This is a genomic window from Komarekiella delphini-convector SJRDD-AB1 (genome assembly GCF_014831675.1).
Taxonomy (GTDB): domain Bacteria; phylum Cyanobacteriota; class Cyanobacteriia; order Cyanobacteriales; family Nostocaceae; genus Komarekiella.
In genome coordinates this window covers 1-18,866 of record NZ_VJXY01000050.1, presented here as the reverse complement: position 1 = coordinate 18,866, position 18,866 = coordinate 1, and the positions used below count along the sequence as shown (strand labels likewise).

Here is an 18,866-nt window from a genome sequence, read left to right as displayed (position 1 = left end):
ACCACTACTAGTAATGGTAATTAGACATGAAAAAATTGTTAATCACTGGAGCTAGTGGTTTTTTAGGATGGCATTTATGCCAGCTTGCCAAGCAAGAATGGGAAATTTATGGTACTTATTTTTCTCATGCTTTAGAGATTCCTGCCATCAAAATGCTGAAAGTTAACTTGACAGATTTCCAGGAATTAAAGTGCATATTTAATGAGATTGAACCAGCAGCAGTTATTCATACAGCGGCTCAATCACAACCCAATTTTTGTCAAACTCATCCTGAAGAATCACACGCAATTAATGTTACAGCATCCTGCAATATTGCTGGACTTTGCGCCGATAATTCTATTCCTTGTGCTTTTACATCAACCGACTTAGTTTTTGATGGCTTAAATGCTCCCTATCGAGAAACAGACCCCGTTTGTCCTGTAAACATTTATGGTGAGCAAAAAGTCAAAGCTGAAATAGGTATGCTAGAACGATATCCTCTGACCGCAGTCTGTCGGATGCCGTTAATGTATGGGATAGCAACACCTACAGCTAAAAGTTTTATACAGCCATTTATCCAAACTTTAAAAGCTGAAAAAGAACTAAATTTATTTATAGATGAATTCCGCACACCAGTCAGTGGAACAACTGCGGCAAAAGGGCTGTTATTAGCATTAGAGAAAGTCAACGGGCGTATTCACTTAGGTGGAAAAGAGCGGATTTCGCGCTATGATTTTGGACGTTTATTAGTTGAGGTATTTAAACTTCCCGCAACTGGGCTTAAAAGTTGCCAACAGCAAGATGTCAAAATGGCAGCACCAAGACCAGCGGATGTTTCTTTAGATAGTTCTAAAGCTTTTGCATTAGGATATCCGCTTTTATCTGTAAAAGAAGAATTAGAAAAGTTAGCAGTTATATCAAGTTCAGATAATTAAATAACTCAACAACAGAAACCGCCAAAAGCTACGATGGATAATTATCAAGCAGCTTAAGGCGGTTTCTTAAGGAGGCAATATTTCAAGAAGATTAGGAGAATTAGAAGTAGCTAACTAAACTAAGGTGGACAGTATTCGCAATCGAAACTACTCAGAGTTGTACATCCTTTATTTCAACTAGGTAGGTATATCTGGCTGTGCGTTCAAAAACCTCCAAAATAATTCAATGAACTCAAGGCGAAAACACATTTAGAGGATGTTACAACCTAGCAGCGATCGCGAGAATATTAGAGCAGGAGGCACAGGCTCTAACTTGAAAGTTTTTGTTTAAACTTTTAACCTGTTTGTACCTTGCTCTTAATCTAGCATTATCTTCTTTAGCCAAACAGTATATTTACTAAACTTGAATAGCATTAACTTATCGCAATAATTCGGAAATCTTTCTTAAGAATATTACTACGTGAACAATGCCAATTTCCCTGGAGATATTCGGGTATCTGAGCTTTTCGAGACTAATCAGAAGTAGCTCCTTCCAGCCACACTTCCACGTCATCTGCTAGTAACTTCTGTGCTGCTTCTAGCATGGATGTTGCTATATCTTTGAGGTCTTCACGATTATTTAAGTAAGTTTTTAACGCTTCCATTGGGTCGATGCTGCTACTTGCGCTCAATTCGGGAATGCGAGGTCGAGCCAACTGACTCACCAACTCTGCTTGAATGGTATAGGTGTGGGCTGTACTTAAAGCAGCGTGTAGGGAGCTACTATCAATGATATCCATCTGTTCAGAGCGGAGTTTGTAAATTAGCCGCACTACAGCATCTTGAATATTATGCTTAGCGATCGCTTTGATCAATAGGGCTTGGGGATCATCTGCTTTTGAGACATCCACCTCAATTGTGCGGAAAGTCCGAACTGGTAAGGGACAAAACTCCCACTCAGCACTACCCCGCACCAGCTCGATCATTACATAGCCTTTGTCTTCTTTTTCTTCACTAAAGTCCACCCGCTCAATACTTCCTGGATAAATCACTGGGGGGTTATTGGATTTATTTAGGTTCTGGTGACGGTGGACATGTCCCAATGCTACATAGTCAAAACATGGTCGCGTCAGTAAAGATAGAGGTAAAGTGAAGCCTTTACCCACTGCCAAGAAGCGTTCTGCTCCCAAGCTAGCATTATCAGCCATCAAATGAGCCAAAAGCACTGTAGGCACTTCGGGGTCAAGACGGCGAATTTCTCCTTCTAAAACAACTTGCAAACGTTCCGTTAACAGTTGGTTAACTTCCGCCAAAGGCAAACCTTCAGTATCTTGGCGAGTCATCAGTGTTGAACGAGTTAGCCAGGGGAGGGTAATCACTTGCACTCCTCCATTGCGGGTCTGAATGCGGTGAGTAGTTAACGTATCACCAACAACAAACCCTCGCACTCCCAAGGTGCGGTAAATACATAAACTTGCGCCTCCCAATCCTTGGGAATGTTGGTCGTGGTTCCCCACCAACAGCACTGTCGGAATTTCGGCATCCACTAGACGGCGAAACTGGCTGGCAAAAGCTTGCTGTACATAAGGCGGCGGTGTCGCATCTGGGAAAGCATCGCCACCAAATATCACTAGATCCACTGCATCTGCTAGTGCTCGGTCAATACATCGAGATAAAGTATTGACAAAATCCTCCAATCGTGTATTTAATCCTGTCTCAGGATTGATGTGTCCGTGGGAGAAACCGCTTCCCATGTGGATGTCGGAGAGATGGAGGATTTTAATCATACTTGTCCTTTATCCTGAGCCATTAATCATTTGTCTCAATAGTAATGACTAATGACTACTAATAGCTGCCTAGTTGGCTCTAACTTATAAAAAGGTGTCGGGAAAACCTATTCCTTCTCGGTAGGTGATGAAAGACGCCTTTTTAGGCCGTTGACAGTTGACGGTTAATAGTCAACTGTCAACCATCTTTCGTGTTATCCCATCCCCTTTTATGGGTGGGATGAGCTTAATAGTTTCCCACTAATATCCGGTGTGTTCGTCTTGCTTTTGGGCTTAACACTAAGCGTATTGAGGTGTGATTGTATCACACCGTTTTCATTAACGATTTAAATTGACAGTGCGATCGCAGCTAATTAAGCAGGAACAAAGTTCAGCGAGACACCATTCATACAGTAGCGCTTGCCTGTGGGTGCAGGGCCATCATCAAAAACATGACCCAGATGTCCACCACAACGACTACAATGCACTTCAGTTCTGGTCATAAAAAACGATCGATCTACAGTAAAAGCGATCGCTCCTTCAATCGGGTTAAAAAAGCTAGGCCAGCCAGTACCACTATTAAATTTAGTGTCAGATGTAAACAATGGCTGTCCGCAAGCGGCACACACATAAGTGCCTTCATCATATTCCTTATCAAGTGGACTAGTGTGAGCGCGTTCAGTCCCATGTTTACGCAACACACGAAATTGTTCTGGCGTTAAAATTGTGCGCCACTCTTCTTCAGGTTTGGTAATTTCAAATCCACTCTTAGAAGTTGTCATTTTTTCTGAACCCCAATTGATATAGCGTGATAACAGTGCTGTGCTAACTATTGCTGCGCTAGCCTCAAGAAAATAGCGTTTGTTCATGTATCTATTATTTTCTATTTTCACTTTCGTTGAGTACGGGAAGCCGTCAAGATAATTCGTAATTCGTAATTAGGCTACGAGAACTTGAGTTCTGGGCGGGTGAGGTATAACAGAAAAAGCGGAATCCTTGCATTGGATTCCGCTAATTCTGCAATCAATGGGTGAAGTTGATTAAACTAAGATGCAACAGAACCAGCTGTTTCCTTAGCTATAGGTTGAACTTGGCTAAGCAGACTATTTAGTTTCTCGCCTTCAATCACTTCTGTTTCTAAGAGTTGAGTGGCTATCGCCTCGAGCAAATCTCGATTTTGTTTGAGAATCTCTAGGGCTTGTTCGTGGGCTGTTTCTACAATTTCTTTGACTTCGCTATCAATGGCTTTTGCTGTATCTTCACTCACCAAACGGCGGGGATTGGGCGCACCATTGCCAAGGAACATTGCTTGTTGACCTTGTTGGTAAGCCAGTGGCCCTAAGACTTTGCTCATACCATAGGTTGTCACCATCCGTTCTGCTAAGTCAGTCGCCCGTTGCAAATCGTTGGAAGCACCTGTTGTAATGCTGCCAAACACAATCTCTTCGGCGGAACGTCCACCCAGTAAGGTAGCAATCTGACCCCGCAGTTCCTCTTCATTCATCAAAAAGCGGTCTTCGGTCGGTAATTGTAGGGTGTAGCCTAAAGCTGCCATCCCACGGGGAATGATGGAAATCTTTTCTACACGACCGCTTCCGGGTATCAGTGCCCCTACCATTGCGTGACCGACTTCGTGGTAAGCGACGATCTTTTTCTCAGTATCGTTCAGCACCCGACTCTTCTTTTCTAAACCTGCAACTACCCGCTCGATAGCTTCGGCAAAGTCTTCTTGGGCAACTGTTTGACGTTGATTACGAGCCGCCAATAATGCTGCTTCATTTACCAAGTTTGCTAAATCTGCACCAGCAAAACCGGGAGTACGAGTTGCGATCGCTTTTAAGTTTACGTCATCTCCTAGTTTCACCTTTTGAGCATGAATTTTGAGAATTGCCTCACGACCGGATAAATCGGGACGGTCTACTAACACTTGGCGGTCAAAGCGACCTGGACGCAATAGTGCAGGGTCAAGGCTTTCGGGGCGATTCGTAGCTGCAAGTACAATCACCGTTGCATCTCCAGCTGCAAACCCATCCATCTCCGTTAGTAACTGGTTAAGGGTCTGTTCCCGTTCATCATTACCACCGTAGAAGCCATTACTGCTACGAGACTTACCGATCGCATCCAATTCATCAATGAATACAATACAGGGAGCCTGTTTTTTTGCTTGCTCAAATAGGTCGCGCACCCTAGAAGAACCGACACCGACAAACAATTCCACAAACTCGGAACCAGAGATGCTAAAGAATGGAACTCCTGCTTCTCCGGCTACAGCTTTAGCTAGCAGTGTTTTACCTGTACCTGGAGGGCCTACCAACAGCACGCCTTTGGGAATCCTCGCCCCAATTTGGGTAAAACGTGCCGGAGTCTTGAGGAAATCTACAATTTCTACTAACTCAGTTTTAGCTTCTTCAACACCAGCGACATCTGTAAAGGTAATTTTTGCCGAGTCGCCTTCAACATAAACTTTGGCTTTGCTCTTACCAATAGAGAGAACACCTTGCTGGCCACCGCCACCACGAGAGATGAAGAACTGCCAAATACCAATAAAAATTAACGGTGGGATGACCCAACCCAGGAGAGTTGTAAACCAAGTATTCTTGGGTGGAGGTGCAGCAGCAAATTCAACTCCTTTTGACTCAAGCAGTTTGGGCAACTCTAAATCAAAGATTGGTGTAGTTACGAATACCGCACCCGGTTCAGCGTTCTCAGTTTTTAGCTGGTAGCGAATCTGGTTTTGACCGACGGAAACACGGCTGACTTCCCCTTCTTGTACTTGATGAATAAATAAGCTGTAGGGAACACCAGCAGGCCCGGAAGTAAATAAACTAGGCAAAAACAGATTTAAGAGCAGGAATAACCCTGATACAGATAGCAATATATTGGCAATGAGCCGAAACCGAGGCGGCTTAGGTTGTTCTTTAATCGTCATTAATGTTACTAATCCTGCAAATGAGAGGAGTCATGCTAATTCGTAATTAAGACCCCAGGGGTTAGGAGACAAGAGTTAGGAGAACCCGACTTCATCAGGGGATTCTCTCTGAATCCTTGCTTTTTTTGTTAAAACTCTTGAAAGTATCAGTGTCTCTGAAAGCTGGCTATTTCTATCCCAAATAGTTGAAGCAGTTGCTTACACTGTTTCCAGCCAGTCAAAAATTTGGGTTAATTGATCCAGTGTCACCAGGCCATACTGCCAAAGGGTTATAGGTAAAAAGTTGGGTGTTTGCTCACAATGTCGCAACGCCAGAGAAATTGCTCCGTCAGATATGCCCAACTCTTCTTCTAAAAAATGAACTAATTGCTTTGTGGCTTCCATGTCAATCTTAAACAATATTTATTAAGTAAATCTTATTTTTGGAGTGGATTGGGAAGTTTGATTAAAAAGTGGTCAAAAAACTAATCGCACTATGACCAGTCAGAACTTCCAGAACTACAAGAAAGACAAACCCAATCATTGCCAAGCGACTATTCAACTTTTAGGCACACTCAGTAAAATCAAACTGAGGTTGTTGGCTGACATACATCTGAGGTTGCGATCGCAAAAAGGTACTACTGGTTTTCATAAGTTCTCCTAGTTAGCAGCAATTTTTAATTTATGTAACTAAACTTAACAATTAAACTAATCTTTGTGAACTAATGAGCAAATACGGTTTACCGTACTCAATCAGAGTTACAAGACTATTGCTGCTTTTAGAAAGGATTAGAAGGAGATGAGAGTAGGACAGTAAGGGACAAGTAACTCTTTCCTAATGCCATAACTGTAGCTCTTTCAAGGTGTAATGCATTTTTCTTGATGTCTTAGTGGTTACAAATTTGACTTTTGAACCACTAAGGCACTCAGACGCGGTAGCGGCTTACCGTAGGGTAGACACGAAGTTGAAAAGCCCAAAATTCGCAAAATTTTTTTGGATTTTTACCCACCTTAAAAGGACTACTGCTCTCACTGTTGGCGGCTTGTTTTGCAGATAAACCTATGACATATTCGTATACAATACTTATTAACTAGCTTATTCCCATCGAATTTTAGTAGTATAAACAAGCACCCTTTAAGGAAATTCACAAATAGAATACAAATAGTTTTGCTAAATATGAAACAAATTAAGCTTACAAATGGTGCTGGTAAATTAACTGCACTTTTATTTTTAATTACAATTTTACTGACACCGTTTGTGGTGATAAATGCTGGAGAACGTGGTGTATTAATGCAGTTTGGTAGAGTCCAAGAGACGGTATTGGCAGAAGGAATACATCTCATAATTCCTATTGTCAATACAGTCAGAAGAATCAGTGTGAGAGTTCAAAGACAAGATATTTATGCTGAATCTCCTTCAAAAGATTTACAAGATATATATATAGATATAGTGCTAAATTGGCATATTCTGCCTGAAGAAACTAATATAATTTTTCGAGATGTTGGTGATGAAAAAGACGTAGTTGAAAAAATTATTAATCCCGCAGTTAAAGAAGTGTTAAAAGCAATCATTGCAAAGTATACAGCAGAAGAAATAGTCACTAAACGAGGAGAAGTAAAATCTGATGTTGATAATACATTGACGACGAGATTACACAGCTACCATATTGCAGTTGATGATATTTCTTTAGTTAATGTCAATTTTTCAGATAGATTTAGTGAAGCAGTAGAGGCAAAACAGATTGCAGAACAAGATGCTAAGCGAGCAGGTTTTATTGCATTGAAAGCAGCAAAGGAAGCAGAGGCTAAGGTAAATTTAGCTAGAGGAGAAGCAGAAGTAAACAAATTATTACATGAGAGTTTGACTGATGAGATTTTGGAAAGACAGGCTATAGAAAAATGGGATGGTAAATTACCTTTAATTATGACAAAGGATAGTCCAAGTCTTTTAAATATGAATGATATTTTAAAATTAAAGTGATTTAACTATTTTTGACAACTACCAATTAAAGATAGTTGTAGTGCTCTGTCTCATTAATTTTCATAGTTATGCGGGTTTGTAGTAAGGACTTTAGTCCTTGATTTTTTAATCACTAAATTGCTTACTACGAACTTTCAAATTTTATTAACTACCAGAGAAAAAATTAGGAGTTTCGATAATTTTTAACTGGATTAATGCCAAAATTAAAAAGGTATATGCAGTTGAAGAAATTAAGCCTGTAAATAATTCTTTTTTTAAGTTGCGTTCTTGGGGTTGTTTTTGGAAAATATCAATTGCACCTGCTTGCATCAAGAGAATACCAATAATATTAGATAGCCAGTAACCGATAATGATACAAGGCATAAGTAATTTAGGAGCAAAAAGACTACAAATATAACCAAATAAATAAGCAATTGGTAAATTAAATATCAAATCGTTCCACCAGCATAATGGTGACAACAAATATCCGATAACTAAAAAAAATCCACCTCTAATCTTCTGCAATAGTGTTTTGGGTAAATTCTCTGTAGTTTGTAACAAAGGCTCTTGAACACTTTTTTCAATGTCAATCATATTAGTACAGTATTTTTATCGGCTTACCGTATTTTAAAACAAAAAATCAAAAAAGTCTACAAGATTTTGAGTCTAGTAAAGTAGAAAGTTTACGTATTTAAATTGTATTAATAAAGCCTATAGTTACGAACTAAAAAGAATTATTCTTGATTAAATAACTCCTGTTCTTCAGAGAGCAATTTGGTTTCACTCGCTGGCTTTTCGCTGATAATATTTGCTGATTGTGATAATGGTCGAATAATTAAACTCACGCCAATTGCCCAAGCGATCGCTACCATCCAACCTGCGATAATGTCACTAGGAAAATGAACTCCCAAATATAACCGTGTCCAGCCAATAGCTAAGATAAACAAGCTACCCAAAATTAATACTAACCAGCACCAAACACTACCCCAAGTCAAAACTACCAAAATGACAATCAAAGTCATACTTGTCATGGAATGACCACTAGGAAATGAATAATCAAATTCTGGTGCAACTGAGTGCCACAAATCAGGACGTACTCTGTGCCAAAATTCCTTGGCTGTGCGGTTAATAATTGCACTACCAGCAGTAGTAATAACTAAATAAGTGAGCGATCGCCAGCGACGTTGCAGTAGTAGAATGAATGCAATGATACTCAGTATGGGTAATACAGTCCAAAATGAACCCAATTTTGTCAATATCACAGCGAATACGTCTAACTGCGGCTGTGCTAAAGAGTGAACCGTTACCAAAATTGGCAAATCCCAAGGAAAACTACCCTCTTTTTGCTGCACCTCTAATGCCAGCAGTCCAAAAATTTGCAGTGGTAGATATATCCCCACGAATAATAGCAACAGAGAACGCCAATAGATAATTAACAGTTTTTGCACAAACCCTATGGGAGACTGTGGTTTTTGCAAAGATGCTGCTGTTTGTTGATTTTCGTCGTTGACTTTTTCTAATGCCATATCAAATACGGTATTGCGCTGAAATTAATGTAGTTTTTTGAAATACTGCTATCTAGTTTACTACTGAACTTGAGATATAAGCTGAAACTCAGTTTGTTGAATAAAATACTTTAACTTTAAGTATAAATTTATATTTGTATTTCGTATCACTCCATATAAACATGGACTTTTATTATTTTTAACATTAAAATACGGTAAGCCGATCAGATTTTAGTACTTGATATAAACTTTTCAACAGTTGGTCAAAAGTTGCAATTGCACGAAATGTTTTCCACGAGAGCATTACAGCGATTTTTTTGTTTCAGCTAAACAAAGCTGCATTCACCAAACCCCACTCAAAGACAGTAGTATGAACTTTTTATTATTACCTCTCTTCAGCTTTCTGGTTGGCATTGTTGTGGGTCTGACGGGAATTGGTGGCGCTTCTCTGATTACGCCGATGTTGATTTTTATTTTTCAAGTACCGCCTGCGATCGCAGTAAGTTCTGATGTCGTTGCTGCTACACTCATGAAGGTAGTTGGTAGCATCAAACACTGGCAGCAACAAACCCTTGATGTGCAGGTAGTAAAATGGCTAGCTTTGGGAAGTGTTCCTGGTTCTCTGTTTGGGGTAGGGATATTGCACCTGATTAGACAGAATAGCGAGCATAACCTAAACGAAATCATGCTTCACTTGTTGGGTATAACGATTCTGTTGGTTACAGTTTTGGCGTTAGTGCAAATGCTGCTATTGATTTTCTTTCCAAAGTTTCAATTACCTGAACTCCCCAAATTTGATTTAGAAACTCAACTAGGATGCTTGCAGACAATTAGCGTCGGAGCGTTTTTAGGTTGTATTGTAGGTCTAACAAGCGTTTCTTCCGGTTCAATGTTTGCCTTGGTACTGATTGCATTTTTCCGCTTGGATGCACGAAAGCTAGTTGGTACAGATATTTCCCAAGCAGCAATTCTCTTACTATTTACCGCTATTGGACACCTCACATTAGGTACAGTTGATTGGAGTTTAGTGCTACCGATATGGTTTGGCTCAGTACCAGGAGTAATACTGGGGACGAAAATTTGTCAAATTGTACCGTTAAAACCATTGCGGTTTATTATTTACTCTATATTAATGATGGTGAGCTTAAAGTTAGTTTATTAAATAAAATTCATCGTTTAATATTTTTTATTAGACATCTGGTGAAATTAAATATACGTTATCCAGTAGAGATGTAGCACTGCTACGTCTCTACATTCGTTTTTGGAGATGTCTATTAGTAATTCGGGAGCAGATGTAGATTCAATAGGTGCAGATGATGTTTGTAATTGAGCTATGGCGCTGGACTGGTCAAGCAGAGAAAATCCCGTTGAAAATACTATAAATGTAGCAGTGAAAATCTAGGAAGTTAGCTTTTTTGAATTAGGAATATTCATCAGTTTTTCCTTATGATGATTTACAGTTGAATCGAGAGCGAAATATTACCTAATATTTAATTGGAAAACATTGCAATACTAGGTAAAAGTAAATAGGTTTCACTTTTAATGAGGATAGAGAATCCTAACCAGATTAATACTAAAGGAAAGACTTTTCGACCGTAGCGAGCTAGAATAGGAAGCATCAAGGGGTTACGAGTCAGGTTATAAGATAGAAAACACCACAATCCAACTGTGAAATAACAAACAGATAAAATTACCCCTAAACTTGGAAGATTGCTGCTGGCAAACAACGGCACATATATCCCAATATTGTTTCCTCCATTGGCAATAGTAACAGCAGAAACGCGGTAAGTTTGAGGGTCGCGTAGAGTTGCTAATAGTGACTTTTTATGCCGTTGAGGTTTAGCAGAATTTAAGTTAACTGACACAGCTTGTACTGCTTCTTCGTCATTTTCTCGGCTCAAAAGATGATTGATACCAATGGCGACTGGAAGAAAACCTAGTAATCCAATCCAGGTATGTGGAATGACCAAACCACCGAAAAAGCCAGGAAGACTAGCAAATACTAGTGCAGTGAATCCCAAAAATTCGCCGATAATAATATGTTTAGGACGAAAGGTGTGATTGACTTTCCCAAAGAAAGCTGTCAAATATAAATTATCATCAAATGTAGTTGCAAAAGCAGCAGAAATTCCGATAATTAGAGTACCAATTAACCAACTCATGATTGTTGTCCGCAAAAATTTAATTATGTTTTTTCTAGCCCTGCTTTACTCTTTTAATTTGAGGGCATCTTAGGTGATTATTTAACTGTTTTGCCTAGCAGTAGCAGACAGTTATTTTTTATAATTGTTGGAAGCGATCGCTATCAAATCAACTAATGATTTATTTTTAGCTAGATACTTTAACTTTATCTGAACTAAATACTACTTCCTTCTACTCAATAAGAGCAAATATTCTTTCTTTTTAAAACGATAAATAAAAATAATGGATTCAACTACGACAGACTCGCAAAAACAAAATCACTATTCAAAATCACCTAAAAACCCTGGTTAAAAGGTTTTTAGGTGATTTTGAATTCTGTGCTGTGGTACTATAATTCCTGACAACAGGCGGAGTTTAAATAGCCGCAGATAAGGCAGAGTAAGAAAAAATGATTATTATTTTAGCCAAGGTAATAGAGTAAATGTGCCCCTTTCATACATAATGTACAAACCTAGACCAATCAATATAAAGGGCACAGCGGTTTTACCATAGCGACTTAAAATATAAGCAATTGTAGCTTGACGAGCTAAGAAGTAAGCAACAGCACACCAAATCCCTACCATAATAAAAAACACAATCAGGATCACTAGCAAACTGTCAAAACTGTTCCCAGCAAATAAAGGAATATAGATGCCGATATTATCACCACCATTTGCAAAAGTGACTGCTGCAACTTTGTAAGTTTGGGGACTCAGAACACTCCAAATAAAAGATAGTATAGGGTTACTGGTAGTAGACGGTTTGAAATTAGTAGTTACAGTCTGAACTTCTATATTTTCTGTTTCTTGATTTATTAATTGTTTAATTCCAATTGCTATTGGTAGTATGCCCAACAAGCCTATCCAGGCTCTTGGTAATATTAAACCACCAAAAAATCCTGGTAAACTGGCAATAATAATGGCAGTAAAGCCAAGATACTGACCGACGAAAATATGCCGACGACGAAATTGAGTATTTAACTGGGAAAAAAATAGCAATAGTATGATAATGTCGTCAATATTGGTGGCGACAAAGGCAATAATTCCCTCAGTGATAATTGTACTAATTTTATTCATGTGAGGTTGTCAGCAATAATGATTAACCAATAAAATATTAAGCAAACAAATCAGGATATACTGAAATGAGTGAGTTAATTACTACACTCTTAGTTGGAATTTCAGCCTTCATTGCCACCAATATTGATGATATCGTTATTTTATTACTGCTGTTTTCTCAACTAAATTCTAGCTTCAGGCGTCGGCACATTATTGCTGGTCAATATTTAGGCTTTACAGTGTTAGTGATTGCCAGTCTTCCAGGGTTATTTGGTGGATTAGTCATACCACCTAATTTAATTGGATTGCTGGGATTAATACCTGTAGCGATAGGTATCAGCAGTTTGATCAATCGAGAGGAAGATGTATCACAAGAGGTTATAGTTGCAACAGCAGAATATCAAGATATAAACACAGCAAGTATTTTTAATGCACAGACATACAGTGTTGCAGCCATCACTATCGCCAATGGAAGCGATAATATCAGCGTCTATGTGCCGTTATTTGCTAGTAGTAATTTAGAAAATTTTGTGATTATTATTGGTGTATTTTTTATATTAATAGCACTTTGGTGTTATTTAGCGTATAAATTTACTTATCAAGTAAAAGTTGCAAATATCTTAAGTAGATATAGTAGTTATATTTTCCCTTTTATATTGATAGTATTAGGCTGTTTTATTGTTTTAAAAACTGGAACTTTAAGTCTTTTTAAGCTAGGAGCAAGTTTTATTTGTTTAACAATTTTACTAAAAAAAACAGTTGAATGATACTCATGTCATTTAAAATTTATATTCATTGTTCTAAATAATAATATAAATATATTAATCTAGATAAAATATTACTTGATAAATTACAACTTGATATTAAGCAACTTGCACGTTTTCTTCGAGGAGAATATTTTCAAAAGCTGTCATCACCCGTGTATGAAAACGTTGACGGTGTTTCAGTTTCCAAACAGGCTGGATAATTTCTAATCTCTTTGGAGATTGTTTTTGTGGATCGATAATTCGTACAGCGTGTAGTGTTCCTAGTTGCAATTCTTTTTTCACCATAGATTCGGGAAGTGCAGCCGCACCAACGCCACTTTCTACAACTGCTTTCACCATTTCACTGGTGTTCAGGTTGAGTACAACATTCAAGTGGCTGGGTTCAATTCCCCAACTTTGTAAGGCTTGGTGAAACATTTGTTGTGCACCGGAACCTGATTCACGCATTACCCAATTTGTAGTGAGTAATTCGTCTAGATAAATCTCGGTACGCTGAAACCAAGGGTGAGATTTGCTAACAACAATTTGCAGGCGATCGCTTCCTACTTTGTCTTTCTCCAAACACTGCTGCAATGATGGCTTAATTTCTCCTGTCACTAAACCTAAATCATACATACCAACAGCAGTCCCTTCACAAATTTCTTCAGCATTACCCAGCTTACAGTTGATAAAAATACCGGGATATAACTGCTTGAACTGGCTAATTTTTTCGGGTAGCCAATAGTTCCCAACTGTGAGACTTGCACCCAATTTCAACTCTCCCCGCTGCAAATTATTTAATTCCTTCAAACCACGTTCTGTTAACTCTACATGGTCAAGAATTTTCTGCGCTTCACCCTGCAATAATTTACCCGCATCTGTAATTTCAATATGACGACCAATGCGATGAAATAACCTAACACCATATTCTGTCTCTAAAGTTTGAATAGCAGCACTCACTGCTGGTTGAGTAATATAAAGTGCTTCAGCTGCGCGGGTAAAGTGCAACACTTCTGCAACGGCTAAAAAGATTCGCAACTGCTCCAGCGTCATTTTGGCTATGGTAGAAGCTTGTAGGATAGTGATTTTGAATACCACAAAAGTATTATACGGCAGATTGGGCGGAAAACTGTAGATAATTTTAAATATTCTTCAATTATGTGGATACGGTAACAATACTTTCCCTTATAAGTACTTCTTATCTCCTTTAAGATTTGAGAAAAGGTTAAAGGGTAAGGGAGAAATTTCATCTTTTCCCTTTCCCCTTTACCCCTTAACCAAAAGGTCTTGGATGCGTTCATATCTGTAATCAATAAGTTCAATCTATCGATTTAACAAAAAACACTGTTTGCTTTTATTGAAAGTAAACCATAAAGTAAATCTATGCCCTTGATACAGCATTCTTGATTAAGGCAAATCACCAGTTCGATTCAACCGTAATCGGACATCTATAAACTAGAAAATTTGCTGATGATCACAGAATTTAAACTTCAACAATAATTGCCTTTTCACTGCAAGACAAGCGCTAATAGGTAATTCCAGATTCAAAACTTTAAACCTGCGTATCAGCAAGCATCCCAGCTACCCACCGATACAGATGGTTGAGAACCACTACCATTGACGAGACACAATAAATGAGCGGATTACTAACTGCTATTCCTACAGGACTTACTGCTTTCGTTGCCACAAATCTTGATGATATTGTCATCTTATCGCTATTTTTCTCACAAATAAATGCTTGCTTTCACCGCCGCCACATTGTTATCGGTCAATATCTGGGTTTTAGTGCGCTGGTAATTGCAAGTTTGCCTAGCTTTTTTAGCAAATTCATCCTACCAGAATCCTGGATTGGTTTACTCGGAATTGTTCCGATCATCATTGGTATCAGTCGTTTACTAAATCAAGAGACTGACGATGGAGAAGATCCCAAAACTCCCGAATCTTCTCAATCTTGGTTGTACAATTTTCTCTCTCCCCAAACCTACGGTGTAGCAGCAGTAACAATTGCTAATGGTGGTGACAACATTAGTATCTATATGCCAATGTTTGCTACCAATACATGGGATAGCTTACTGGTTGTTTTGACCGTGTTTTTTGTGATGGTAGGTATGTGGTGTTATGCAGCCTATTGCTTAACTCAGGTAAGTGCGATCGCATCTGTTATTACTCGCTATGGCAATTCTTTTATTCCCTTTATCTTAATCGGATTGGGTGTTTCCATTTTGATGGAAAGTCACACTTTAGAAACTCCCGCCTTGGTCGTTATTACTTGTGTAAGTCTTGGCTCCTACTTGTTAATTTTAGGTAGGAATGCATGGCAAGAAATTTACAGATTTCCTTTGGGATCACCTGAATCTGAAGTTTTATCTAGAGTTGAGCAAAAATAGACTTCTATTAGACATAAATATTCTCAACAAATAGATGAAAAAATACTCATGCAATACCTTAAATTAGGTAGTTAACAACTAGTAAATCTTTTCTAATCTACAAGGAAAAATACATGAAAACTTTCAAAACTAATGTTTTCAAAATCACTATTGTTTGCTTATTGCTACTGGTAAACTTGATGATTGCTCAACCATCTTGGGCAGGAAAAAAATATGCAAACGATCCAGATTACATTGAAATCACCAAGGCGCTAGATACTGCCTTACAAGAAAAACAAACACAAGGTGCTACACCAGAGATTCTACAAAAAGTCTCTAATTTACAATTCCAGAAATATATCATTGAAACTGGTGAAAATGTTGGAATATGCCGTAATGAAACAGAAAAGACGCTGTTAGTCTACGGTCAAAAAGCAAAAAAATCTCGTTCAACCTACGATAATGAATTATATCTGCTACCTAGTGGTGCGGAAACTGATGATGAGTGGGACTGTCAAGGCGTTTATATCCCCGGTCAAGCTGCTACAGAAGCACAGGAAGGAACACCCGCTAGCGCTTTTAAGATTGTTCATGGAACTCGGTTAGTTGCTACAAGTAACCCCCAAACTGGAGAGACTGAATTTAATCTTCCACCTGCGAATATTTTCAAGTCTGGCGAAGCCAACTGGTTTATTCCTGATAATTTACAAGCTGCGCTTGATGCCGGAATTACCAATGCAAAAATTGACGATTGAGTAACTGGTACTAATTGAATTTGCTAATTAAGCAAGAATAACACAAAAATAAGAGTCAGAGCAATTCTGGCTCTTATTTTTTGACTTGCTCCCGCCAAAAAGTTAAACTTACTAGCGGAATAAGCAAGATGATCGATTATTCAATTTGGATAAATATATTTGATTAAGTAGCCTGAGTTAATCAAGAAATATTGTTGATGTAAAAATATTATTTTTTTTGTATTTTTTTTGAGAAAATATTAATTAAGTATTCAACAGTTTTAACAATTATTCGACAATGCAAATTCTATGAAGATAGAAGCAGAAAAATTAGAGACACAAAAATCAGAAAAAGTACAGAAGTATAGGTCAGATCGAATACGGGATCATTTGGCGAATGAACGCACTTATCTAGCATGGATGCGTAGTGGTATTGCGCTCATGGGTTTTGGTGTGTTGATTGTGCGTTTGCGTATTATCCGTCCTCCATTAGCGCCACAACCTCCTGGTAATGGCTGGAAGTTGGGTTTGGCGTTCGCTTTGGTGGGTGTCTTGACAGTATTACTTTCAACTCAGCATTATTTCGCTGTTCGCCGAGACATTGACGAAGATACCTATCAACCGCCAGACCGTTGGATAATTCTTGCGAGTTTGGCTGTGGCTCTCCTTGGCATAGGAGTGATCTATTATGTCTTCACAGTTCCATTGGATTATTTGCAGACTTTTATGCTGGAGTGATGGAGTCTGGGTTAGTGGGTGATCTGACAACTTAATCAGTTTTAGCGATCGCTCCACGCATCCCTTCTATACTTAGGGTTAATTCTAAAGAATTTTAGACGAGTTATGAATTTGAATACTTACGAAACCGGATTTACACAGCAACCCGGTTTCTACACTCAATAATTCAGAACTCTTACCTTAAAGCATAAGCAGCAGAAAACACCTTCGTTTGTTTCGGTTGGATATAGACACGTTGTCCCTTTCGTAGCTGAAGCTGATGGAACTGTTCTCGACTCAGATAAGCATTGAGCGTTTCACCAGACTGCAAAACTAACTCCACACGAATCTCCCAGCCTAGATGAATAATCCTTTCAACAATCACAGATACGGCATTCTCACTCGGTTCGGTCTTAATCAAAATATCATGTGGTCGCAAAAAAACTTTGTCACTAGGAGAAGTTGCATTTTTGTTGGGTACGATACCGACATGACTAGGTAGGACGTTCACAGGCCCAACAAAACTCATCACAAATAGTGTTGCTGGGTTGTCATAAATTTCAGCCGGACTCCCAACTTGTTCTACCCGTCCTTGATTCATCACTACAATTTCGTCAGCAACTTCCATTGCTTCCTCTTGGTCATGAGTAACGAATACGGTGGTGACATGAACTTCAGAATGCAGATTGCGTAACCAAACACGCAAATCCTTGCGAACTTTGGCATCTAAGGCCCCAAAAGGCTCATCTAACAACAAGATGGGAGGCTGTACAGCAAGTGAGCGTGCTAATGCTACGCGTTGTCGTTGACCACCAGAAAGCTGAGAAGGATAGCGATCGCCAAATCCCTGCATCTGTACCAATTCTAAAAGTTCCTCAACGCGTTGTCGTACATGGTGTTTAGGATGTTTACGAAGATCCATAGAAAAGGCGATATTCTCACGCACTGTCAGGTGTTTAAACAGCGCGTAATGCTGAAAAACAAAGCCAATATTGCGTTGTTGTACGCTGCGGTAAGTAGCATTTTCACCCACTAACCAAATTTGACCTGCATCTGGTGTTTCTAATCCCGCAATCATCCTTAGTAAGGTGGATTTTCCTGAACCTGAAGGGCCTAATAACGCCACCAAAGATCCATTTTTAATCTCCAAACTTACATCATCAACTGCACGAAAAGTTCCATAATGCTTAGAAATATTTTCTACTCGAATTCCCATGTTCTCTACTCATTCAATTTGGTACATAACTATATTTAACTACTGTTTGTCGATCAAATTTAAGTATTTAATTAAAATATTAACTACAAACTGGTATTAGATCTAAAGGACATATCCATGCATAGAAGACGCATCTAGCCATAGTGGCAACTTTAGTTTTTCTAAGTGATTGAAACTAGAAAAAAGTTGTTGTGGTCTACCCCAAAGATCCAAATCAAACCAACCATCATCTTGCTGATTAGCTGGGAGTGATGCCGCAATAATATTGACTGTTATGCCGTAGCGGGAAACCAAATCAGAGATAACTGGTGTTTGGTAATAATCTTTCAAGATGCAAATTTGCAAGCGCAGTCGGTGAGATTGACCACTATAGCCTTGGTAAGCTTGAGTGTGCGAAGACGTAGCCAAAGGTGCAAATTCTTGTTTATTGAGTTTTTGGCTGGGAAATGGCTGAGAACTCAAATCATGCTGCACACTCCCAGCAATACTCAGCTGTATCAAATCTACTCCCAATTTCTGCAAGTACAGCAGACTACTACAGATGTGTTCTGGATTGCCTTGGAACTGTAAGTCAAACCAACCGTAGTTTTCTGTTGGTGTGAGCATCGCAGATGTGATATTAACGCTAATACCATAACGCGATACCAAACGCGAAATCACAGGTTGTCGTTGGTAATGCTGAGGTATACGAATGCGGCTATCAACTGGTGTGGGTTGAGGAGATTTCTTTGGAGACATAAGGACTGGGGACTGGGGAATGGGGACTGGGGAATGGGGACTGGGGAATGGGGACTGGGGAATGGGGAATGGGGAATGGGG

Annotated in this window: 19 protein-coding genes; 8 read left to right on the top strand and 11 right to left on the bottom strand. The window is 38.9% G+C overall.

Going from position 1 to position 18,866, the window contains the following annotated elements; genetic code table 11:
• The first annotated feature begins 26 nt into the window (after positions 1–26).
• On the top strand, positions 27–914 hold the full coding sequence (locus tag FNW02_RS30000) for an SDR family oxidoreductase (protein WP_191761104.1): 888 nt from the start codon (positions 27–29) through the stop codon (positions 912–914).
• A gap of 512 nt (positions 915–1,426) precedes the next feature.
• Here the strand turns inward: FNW02_RS30000 and sbcD are convergent.
• From sbcD to FNW02_RS29980, 4 genes are all read right to left on the bottom strand, one after another.
• Complete coding sequence (gene sbcD, locus FNW02_RS29995) at positions 1,427–2,680, bottom strand: exonuclease subunit SbcD (protein ID WP_191761103.1); 1,254 nt, start codon at positions 2,678–2,680, stop codon at positions 1,427–1,429.
• A 353-nt stretch (positions 2,681–3,033) separates the two neighbouring features.
• Positions 3,034–3,528 carry a peptide-methionine (R)-S-oxide reductase MsrB gene (gene msrB, locus FNW02_RS29990; RefSeq protein WP_191761102.1) on the bottom strand — a complete coding sequence of 165 codons (495 nt, stop codon included), beginning with the start codon at positions 3,526–3,528 and terminating at the stop codon, positions 3,034–3,036.
• A 176-nt stretch (positions 3,529–3,704) separates the two neighbouring features.
• Positions 3,705–5,588: an ATP-dependent zinc metalloprotease FtsH4 gene (gene ftsH4 / locus FNW02_RS29985; RefSeq protein ID WP_191761101.1), complete on the bottom strand. Its 1,884-nt coding sequence runs from the start codon at positions 5,586–5,588 to the stop codon at positions 3,705–3,707.
• A gap of 198 nt (positions 5,589–5,786) precedes the next feature.
• Positions 5,787–5,972, bottom strand: coding sequence for a DUF2949 domain-containing protein (locus tag FNW02_RS29980; RefSeq protein ID WP_191761100.1), 186 nt, complete (start codon positions 5,970–5,972; stop codon positions 5,787–5,789).
• A gap of 91 nt (positions 5,973–6,063) precedes the next feature.
• Here FNW02_RS29980 and FNW02_RS39980 point away from each other — a divergent pair, with 91 nt between their 5' ends.
• Both FNW02_RS39980 and FNW02_RS29970 read left to right on the top strand, forming a co-directional pair.
• Complete coding sequence (locus FNW02_RS39980) at positions 6,064–6,231, top strand: hypothetical protein (protein ID WP_191761099.1); 168 nt, start codon at positions 6,064–6,066, stop codon at positions 6,229–6,231.
• Positions 6,232–6,744: 513 nt separating this feature from the next.
• Positions 6,745–7,548, top strand: coding sequence for a prohibitin family protein (locus FNW02_RS29970; protein WP_191761098.1), 804 nt, complete (start codon positions 6,745–6,747; stop codon positions 7,546–7,548).
• Positions 7,549–7,692: 144 nt separating this feature from the next.
• On the opposite strand, the gene FNW02_RS29965 is transcribed toward FNW02_RS29970, so the two are convergent.
• Both FNW02_RS29965 and FNW02_RS29960 read right to left on the bottom strand, forming a co-directional pair.
• The gene (locus tag FNW02_RS29965; protein WP_191761097.1) at positions 7,693–8,121 is read right to left on the bottom strand and encodes a hypothetical protein; all 429 of its coding nucleotides are present in this window, start codon (positions 8,119–8,121) and stop codon (positions 7,693–7,695) included.
• Positions 8,122–8,261: 140 nt separating this feature from the next.
• Positions 8,262–9,053, bottom strand: coding sequence for a phosphatase PAP2 family protein (locus FNW02_RS29960; RefSeq protein ID WP_191761096.1), 792 nt, complete (start codon positions 9,051–9,053; stop codon positions 8,262–8,264).
• 349 nt (positions 9,054–9,402) lie between these two features.
• Between FNW02_RS29960 and FNW02_RS29955 the strand changes: the two genes are divergently transcribed.
• Positions 9,403–10,194, top strand: coding sequence for a sulfite exporter TauE/SafE family protein (locus tag FNW02_RS29955; protein ID WP_191761095.1), 792 nt, complete (start codon positions 9,403–9,405; stop codon positions 10,192–10,194).
• A gap of 328 nt (positions 10,195–10,522) precedes the next feature.
• Here the strand turns inward: FNW02_RS29955 and FNW02_RS29950 are convergent, their stop codons facing one another.
• Positions 10,523–11,194 carry a cadmium resistance transporter gene (locus FNW02_RS29950; RefSeq protein WP_191761094.1) on the bottom strand — a complete coding sequence of 224 codons (672 nt, stop codon included), beginning with the start codon at positions 11,192–11,194 and terminating at the stop codon, positions 10,523–10,525.
• Positions 11,195–11,629: 435 nt separating this feature from the next.
• Entirely contained in the window at positions 11,630–12,289 is a 660-nt protein-coding gene (locus FNW02_RS29945) for a cadmium resistance transporter (protein WP_191761093.1), read from the bottom strand.
• 65 nt (positions 12,290–12,354) lie between these two features.
• On the opposite strand from FNW02_RS29945, the gene FNW02_RS29940 reads away from it, so the two are divergent.
• On the top strand, positions 12,355–13,035 hold the full coding sequence (locus FNW02_RS29940) for a cadmium resistance transporter (RefSeq protein WP_191761092.1): 681 nt from the start codon (positions 12,355–12,357) through the stop codon (positions 13,033–13,035).
• A gap of 96 nt (positions 13,036–13,131) precedes the next feature.
• Here FNW02_RS29940 and FNW02_RS29935 read toward each other — a convergent pair whose 3' ends face one another.
• Positions 13,132–14,067, bottom strand: a complete 936-nt coding sequence (locus FNW02_RS29935) for a LysR family transcriptional regulator (protein WP_191761135.1) — start codon at positions 14,065–14,067, stop codon at positions 13,132–13,134.
• A 581-nt stretch (positions 14,068–14,648) separates the two neighbouring features.
• Between FNW02_RS29935 and FNW02_RS29930 the strand changes: the two genes are divergently transcribed.
• The 3 genes from FNW02_RS29930 to FNW02_RS29920 all read left to right on the top strand — a co-directional run bounded on the left by FNW02_RS29930 (position 14,649) and on the right by FNW02_RS29920 (position 16,852).
• Positions 14,649–15,401 carry a cadmium resistance transporter gene (locus FNW02_RS29930; RefSeq protein WP_191761091.1) on the top strand — a complete coding sequence of 251 codons (753 nt, stop codon included), beginning with the start codon at positions 14,649–14,651 and terminating at the stop codon, positions 15,399–15,401.
• Positions 15,402–15,514: 113 nt separating this feature from the next.
• Complete coding sequence (locus FNW02_RS29925; RefSeq protein ID WP_191761090.1) at positions 15,515–16,135, top strand: hypothetical protein; 621 nt, start codon at positions 15,515–15,517, stop codon at positions 16,133–16,135.
• Between the two features lie 288 nt (positions 16,136–16,423).
• The gene (locus FNW02_RS29920) at positions 16,424–16,852 is read left to right on the top strand and encodes a YidH family protein (protein ID WP_162397299.1); all 429 of its coding nucleotides are present in this window, start codon (positions 16,424–16,426) and stop codon (positions 16,850–16,852) included.
• A gap of 175 nt (positions 16,853–17,027) precedes the next feature.
• On the opposite strand, the gene FNW02_RS29915 is transcribed toward FNW02_RS29920, so the two are convergent.
• Both FNW02_RS29915 and FNW02_RS29910 read right to left on the bottom strand, forming a co-directional pair.
• Positions 17,028–18,047: a sulfate/molybdate ABC transporter ATP-binding protein gene (locus FNW02_RS29915; protein WP_191761089.1), complete on the bottom strand. Its 1,020-nt coding sequence runs from the start codon at positions 18,045–18,047 to the stop codon at positions 17,028–17,030.
• A gap of 102 nt (positions 18,048–18,149) precedes the next feature.
• Positions 18,150–18,866, bottom strand: a 717-nt coding sequence (locus tag FNW02_RS29910; protein WP_348535468.1) for an NIL domain-containing protein, incomplete at its 5' end; no start/stop codon positions are given.